At 62.4% G+C, this 6,195-nt stretch carries 5 protein-coding genes and 1 pseudogene; 3 read left to right on the top strand and 3 right to left on the bottom strand.

Annotation, left to right across the window (positions count from 1 at the left end):
* Together DBR18_RS29380 and cueR are read left to right on the top strand one after the other, a co-directional pair.
* A pseudogene (locus DBR18_RS29380) lies at positions 1-326 on the top strand (copper-transporting ATPase); the annotation flags it as partial.
* On the top strand, positions 323-736 hold the full coding sequence (cueR, locus tag DBR18_RS17480; protein ID WP_007958485.1) for a Cu(I)-responsive transcriptional regulator: 414 nt from the start codon (positions 323-325) through the stop codon (positions 734-736). The pseudogene DBR18_RS29380 and the gene cueR, both read left to right, overlap by 4 nt.
* Here cueR and DBR18_RS17475 read toward each other — a convergent pair.
* From DBR18_RS17475 to DBR18_RS17465, 3 genes are all read right to left on the bottom strand, one after another.
* Positions 690-1,910: an MFS transporter gene (locus tag DBR18_RS17475; RefSeq protein WP_108591240.1), complete on the bottom strand. Its 1,221-nt coding sequence runs from the start codon at positions 1,908-1,910 to the stop codon at positions 690-692. The genes cueR and DBR18_RS17475 overlap by 47 nt on opposite strands.
* A 148-nt stretch (positions 1,911-2,058) precedes the next feature.
* Positions 2,059-2,955, bottom strand: a complete 897-nt coding sequence (locus DBR18_RS17470) for a PA4780 family RIO1-like protein kinase (protein WP_108591239.1) — start codon at positions 2,953-2,955, stop codon at positions 2,059-2,061.
* Between the two features lie 324 nt (positions 2,956-3,279).
* Entirely contained in the window at positions 3,280-4,557 is a 1,278-nt protein-coding gene (locus tag DBR18_RS17465) for an acetyl-CoA C-acetyltransferase (RefSeq protein ID WP_108591238.1), read from the bottom strand.
* A 283-nt stretch (positions 4,558-4,840) separates the two neighbouring features.
* On the opposite strand from DBR18_RS17465, the gene DBR18_RS17460 reads away from it, so the two are divergent.
* Positions 4,841-6,193: a 3-oxoacyl-ACP reductase gene (locus tag DBR18_RS17460; RefSeq protein WP_108591237.1), complete on the top strand. Its 1,353-nt coding sequence runs from the start codon at positions 4,841-4,843 to the stop codon at positions 6,191-6,193.
* Positions 6,194-6,195 lie beyond the last annotated feature (2 nt).

The following is a 6,195-nucleotide window of genomic DNA, read 5'->3' as shown; positions in this document are numbered from 1 at the left end:
CCCCGGCACTGGCCGCAGCGGACATCGGCATCGCCATGGGCGGCGGCACCGACGTGGCGATGCACGCCGCCGGTATTACCCTGATGCGCGGTGATCCTCGGCTGGTGCCGGCGGCGCTGGAGATCAGCCGCAAGACTTACGCGAAGATCCGCCAAAACCTGTTCTGGGCCTTCGTCTACAACCTGATCGGCATTCCACTGGCGGCGTTCGGCTTCCTCAACCCGGTGCTGGCCGGTGCGGCGATGGCGCTGTCGAGCGTCAGCGTGGTGAGCAATGCGCTACTGTTGAAAACCTGGAAACCGAAGGATCTGGAGGAACACCGATGAACATCGGCCAAGCGGCCCGGCACAGTGGCCTGAGCGCGAAAATGATCCGTTATTACGAGTCGATCGGCCTGCTCAAGGCGGCCCATCGCACCGACAGCGGTTACCGGGTTTACGGCGATGATGACCTGCACACGCTGGCGTTCATCAAGCGCTCGCGGGATCTGGGGTTTTCCCTGGAGGAGGTCGGCAAGCTGCTGACCCTGTGGCAGGATCGCCAACGTGCCAGCGCCGATGTGAAGGCGCTGGCACGTCAGCATATCGACGAGTTGAACCAGAAGATCCGCGAACTCGGCGAGTTGCGCGACACCCTGCAGGATCTGGTCGAGCACTGTCATGGCGACCATCGCCCCGACTGCCCGATCCTCAAGGAACTGGCGTCGGGCTGCTGCGCGCAACCCGCCCGCGCCTGAGCGCCAACAGCTTCACGGTCAACAGCGTGCCGAGCGGGATGCCGTGGAACAGCATGACCACGGCACCCGGCGTCCACCAGCCGTAAAACGGCGCGGCGATCAACATGCCGACGCCAAAACCGGTCATTTGCAGCAAGGTCAGAAAACTGAAGATCGGCAAGCGCAGATGCTCCGGTTCACGCTGCAAGCGAGACATCAGACTGACCTCGGAAAAGCCGTCGCCCAACCCCGCCGGCAGGGAAAACAGCAGCAGACCGAAAAGGCTGTGCTGCTGGAACATCAGGATGAAACCACAGGACATCAACGCCACACCGAAGAAATACCGTCGCTCCAAATCAAGGTTATCCGTGCCTTTGAGGCGACTGGCAATCCGCGCGCCGAGCAGTTTGCCGCTGGCCCACACCGCCAGCATCAGGCCCAGCGTGGTGCTGGCCGAATCGGGTGTGAGCAGTCTGGAAATGATCGGAAAGCCGACGTTGTGCGCGGCGCTGCCCAAGGTGTCGGCCATGGTCACGGCGAGCATCGCCGCAATCACCGGAGCGCTGCGCAAGCCTTGTTTCAGGGCTGACCATTCGCCGCGTTCGCTGGCCGATTGTTCGCTGACGTCGGGCGCGGCGAAACGCAGCGGCGCAATCAATAACGCTGCCAGCACATAGGTCAGTGCGTTGAGCGCGAACACCGTTTCGAAGCCGAATGCCGCCACCAGCAACCCGGAGACCAGACTGCCACCGACCATCGCCGCCGAGGACGCCGAAGTGATCCAGGCATTGGTTTTCAGTAGCTGCGCCGGCTCGATCAGCCTCGGTAACTGGCTGTTGAGACCGATGGCGAACATCGAGTTGCCAAAGCCCAGACCGAAAGCGATCACTGGCAACAGCAACGCCTGCTGGCTCACCGGCAGGATCAACAGCAGGCTGAGCAGCACCGCGCGCAGCAGATCGAAGGCAATCAACGGTACCCGGCCATTCCAGCGCCGATAGAACCGTGTACCGATCAGACTGGCGAAAATCCCTCCGCCGACACGACTGGCGAGAAACACCCCGACGCTCATGGCGCTGTTGCTCAGCAGGTAAACGTACGTCGCCAGCGCAACCATGTTGAGGAAGGCGCCGAAGTCGGAGATCAACCGGGCGGTGATGATCAGGCGGGCGTTGTGCGAGGCGTTCACATACATTCCTTGTAGGAGCTGCCGAAGGCTGCGATCTGTTGATCTGGCCTTTTAAAATCCAGGGCAAAGATCGCAGCCTTCGGCAGCTCCTACAAGGTGTCCATGCGTACCGGGTACAAAAAACCCGGCCGAAGCCGGGTTTCTGTTCAAGCGCTTATTGCATCCACGGTGGTGGCGGTGGTTCGTCGGACTTGCCTTTGGGCGCATCGTCGGCCGCACGGATCGCCTGCTTGCGCTCTTCATCCAGACGCGCCGCTTCGATCTCGCGCAACACTCCGCCAACGTCGGCCAGGTCTTCAGGATCGTCGAACTCGCCGGTGAGCACGCTGTTGGGGTGCAAGGTGCCGGCTTCGTACAGCGCCCACATCTCTTTCGCGTAACGGGTCTGCTTCAGCTCCGGGGCAAAGCGCCCGAAGTACGAAGCCATGTTGCCCACATCCCGTTCCAGCATGCTGAACGCGTGGTTGTTGCCCGCCGCGTCGACCGCCTGCGGCAAGTCGATGATCACCGGGCCGGTCGGGGTCAGCAGCACGTTGAACTCCGAGAGGTCACCGTGCACCAGACCGGTACACAACATCAGCACGATCTGCGAGATCAGGAACGCGTGGTACTCGCGGGCCTGATCCGGTTCGAGCACCACATCGTTCAGGCGCGGCGCGGCATCGCCGTACTCGTCGGCCACCAGTTCCATCAGCAGCACGCCATCGAGAAAATCATACGGCTTGGGCACTCGCACGCCGGCCCCGGCCAGACGGAACAGCGCCGCGACTTCGGCGTTCTGCCAGGCGTCTTCGGTCTCTTTGCGACCGAATTTCGAGCCCTTGGCCATCGCCCGGGCCTGCCGGCTGTTACGCACCTTGCGACCTTCCTGATACTCGGCCGCCTGGCGGAAACTGCGTTTGTTCGCCTCCTTGTAGACCTTCGCGCAACGTAACTGGTTACCGCAGCGCACCACATAAACAGCTGCTTCTTTGCCACTCATGAGTGGGCGCAGCACTTCGTCGACCAGACCGTCTTCGATCAGGGGTTCAATGCGTTTTGGAGTCTTCATCAGCTTTTATTGTGGGTCCTTTATTACCAAACACGCGAATGTCACTCGTTATACGGCAATCCTCGCGCTACGGGGAGGGGTTGCCGACCTGTGAACCCTGTGGATGCACACACTGTGCCGAAATAATCGACCGGTGCCGATCATAGCCGAGCCCACCTGAGTTGTAGTTATCGGCCGTCGAGGGCATTTGCGACAGAATCTGACATCGACATGCATTTCCCTCCTGTGGGAGCGGGCTTGCTCGCGAAGGGGCCTTGTCAGTTGCGGTAATTGTGGCTGACACATCGCCTTCGCGAGCAAGCCCGCTCCCACAGGGAATGGTGGTCAGCGTTCAATGATTGCGGTGACGCCCTGGCCGCCCGCCGCGCAGATCGAGATCAGTCCCCTGCCCTTGCCCGCCGCATCCAGCAATTTCGCCAGGTTCGCGACGATCCGCCCACCGGTCGCGGCAAACGGATGCCCCGCCGCCAGCGAGCTGCCTTTCACATTCAACCGGCTGCGGTCGATCGTGCCCAGCGGCGCGTCCAGCCCCAAACGCGTCTTGCAGTATTCGGGGTCTTCCCAGGCCTTGAGCGTGCAGAGCACCTGGGCGGCGAACGCTTCGTGAATTTCGTAGTAGTCGAAGTCCTGCAAAGTCAGCCCATTGCGTGCCAGCAGACGCGGCACCGCATACACCGGCGCCATCAACAGACCTTCGGCGCCATTGACGAAATCCACCGCCGCCGCTTCGCCGTCGCGCAGATACGCGAGGATCGGCAAACCACGTTCTTTCGCCCACTCCTCGCTACCCAGCAGCACCACCGAAGCGCCATCGGTGAGCGGCGTGGAGTTGCCCGCCGTCAGCGTGCCCTTGGCGCTTTTTTCGAAAGCGGGTTTGAGCGTGGCGAGTTTTTCCAAGGGCAGGTCGGGGCGCAAGTTGTTGTCGCGGGTCAGGCCGAGGAACGGCGTCATCAGGTCGTTGTGCCAGCCTTCGCTGTAGGAGGCTGCAAGTTTGTGATGGCTTTCGAGGGCCAGTTGATCCTGCTCTTCACGGGGAATATTCCAGGTCTGCGCCATCAGTTCGCAGTGCTGGCCCATCGACAGGCCGGTGCGCGGTTCGCCATTACGCGGGAACTCCGGGATCAGGTGATGCGGGCGCAGTTGCAGAAAGGTTTTCAGCTTGTCACCGGTAGTCTTGGCGCGGTTGGCCTGCAGGAGAATCCTGCGCAGGCCTTCGCTGACGCTGATCGGTGCATCCGACGTGGTGTCTACGCCGCCGGCAATGCCGCAATCGATCTGGCCGAGGGCGATTTTGTTGGCCACCAGCAGCGCCGCTTCCAGCCCGGTGCCGCAGGCCTGCTGGATGTCATAGGCCGGGGTAGCCGGTGACAGCCTGGAGCCGAGCACGCACTCGCGGGTCAGGTTCATATCCCGTGACAATTTAAGTACCGCACCGGCCACCACTTCGCCGATGCGCAGGCCGTGCAGGTTGTAGCGTTCGATCAGGCCTTCGAGAGCGGCGGTGAGCATCGCCTGATTGCTGGCGGTGGCGTACGGCCCGTTGGAGCGGGCGAAAGGAATACGGTTACCACCGATGATGGCGACGCGGCGCAGCTGACTCATGAAAAGCTCCTTTTCCAAATGGTCGAATTCACCTGAATCCTTTGTAGGAGTGAGCCTGCTCGCGATGGCATCGTGTCAGTCGATACATCTGTATCTGACAAATCGCTATCGCGAGCAGGCTCACTCCTACAAGGTTCAGCGTTGTTACTGAATTTGTGTTTGGCCACACAACCATCGGCGGCCAACTACTCTGCTGTTCTAGCGTAGGCCTTATTGCGTGGATCGAACGATTGTTTGCCGTTGGCAGTCCACACTTTGAACCCCAACTTCTGGAGAGCGTTCCATGTCTGACCGCTATATCGACTTCGCCAACTCGTCCATCGGCCATCGTCTGGTCGGGGCCTTGGGCCTGCCGTCGCCGGTGCGGCTGGAACGCTGGCAGGCCGGACGCCTGCGCCCGGTCGAAGGTGCGCTGCTGATCGGCGGCGGGCCGCTGGCCGAGCGGGTCAGCGCTTTCGCCAATCGCCTCACCGAGAGCATTTACCGCTACGGCGAACAACCGGCGAGCGCCACGCCATGGATTCCCGGCCACGGCCCGAAACTCAAGGCTGTGGTGTTCGACGCCAGTGATCTGCAGCACACCGACCAGCTCAAACAGCTGCGCGAATTCTTTCAGCCGCTGATGAAAAACCTCGACAGCAGCGCACACCTGGTGATCCTCGGCCGCGCCCCGGAAACCCTGGGCGATCCGTTCGCGGCCAGCGCGCAACGGGCGCTCGAAGGTTTCTCGCGCTCGCTGGCCAAGGAGCTGCGCAGCGGCGGCACGCTGCAATTGATCTACGTCGGTGAGGGTGCCGAAGATCAACTGGAAGGCCCGCTGCGGTTTTTCCTCTCGCCGAAAAGCGCCTTTGTCTCCGGGCAGGTGATTCGCCTGACCGCGTGCGCCACCCAAGTCACGGACTGGACCCGTCCACTGGCGGGGCGCAAGGCGCTGGTCACTGGCGCCGCACGTGGCATTGGCGCGTCGATTGCTGAGACCCTGGCCCGTGATGGCGCCGAGGTCATCCTGCTCGATGTACCACCGGCCAAAAGCGATCTGGAAGCCCTCGCCGCCCGCCTCGGCGGCCGCGCCATCACCCTCGATATCTGCGCCGAAGACGCCGCCACGCAGTTGATCGAACAGCTGCCGGACGGCCTCGATATTCTGGTGCACAACGCCGGGATCACCCGCGACAAGACCCTGGCCAACATGACCCCGGAATTCTGGGACGCGGTGCTGGCAGTCAATCTCAATGCCCCGCAGGTGCTGACCAAGGCCCTGCTCGACAGCGGCACCTTGCACGACAACGCGCGGGTGATTCTGCTGGCCTCGATCAGCGGCATCGCCGGTAATCGCGGGCAGACCAACTATGCCGCGAGCAAGGCCGGACTGATCGGTCTGGCCCAGGCCTGGGCGCCGACGCTGCTCGAACGCGGCATCAGCATCAACGCCGTGGCACCGGGTTTCATCGAAACCCAGATGACTGCGCACATTCCGTTTGCCTTGCGTGAAGCCGGGCGGCGCATGAGTTCGCTGGGGCAGGGCGGTTTGCCGCAAGACGTCGCCGAAGCCGTCGCATGGCTGGCGCAACCCGGCACTGGCGCGTTCAGCGGTCAGGCGCTGCGGGTCTGTGGACAAAGTGTGCTGGGGGCATAGTC

Source organism: Pseudomonas sp. HMWF021 (genome assembly GCF_003061005.1).
Lineage (GTDB): Bacteria > Pseudomonadota > Gammaproteobacteria > Pseudomonadales > Pseudomonadaceae > Aquipseudomonas.
Note: the sequence above shows the minus strand (reverse complement) of the source record. Positions and strands in the feature narration are given on the sequence as shown.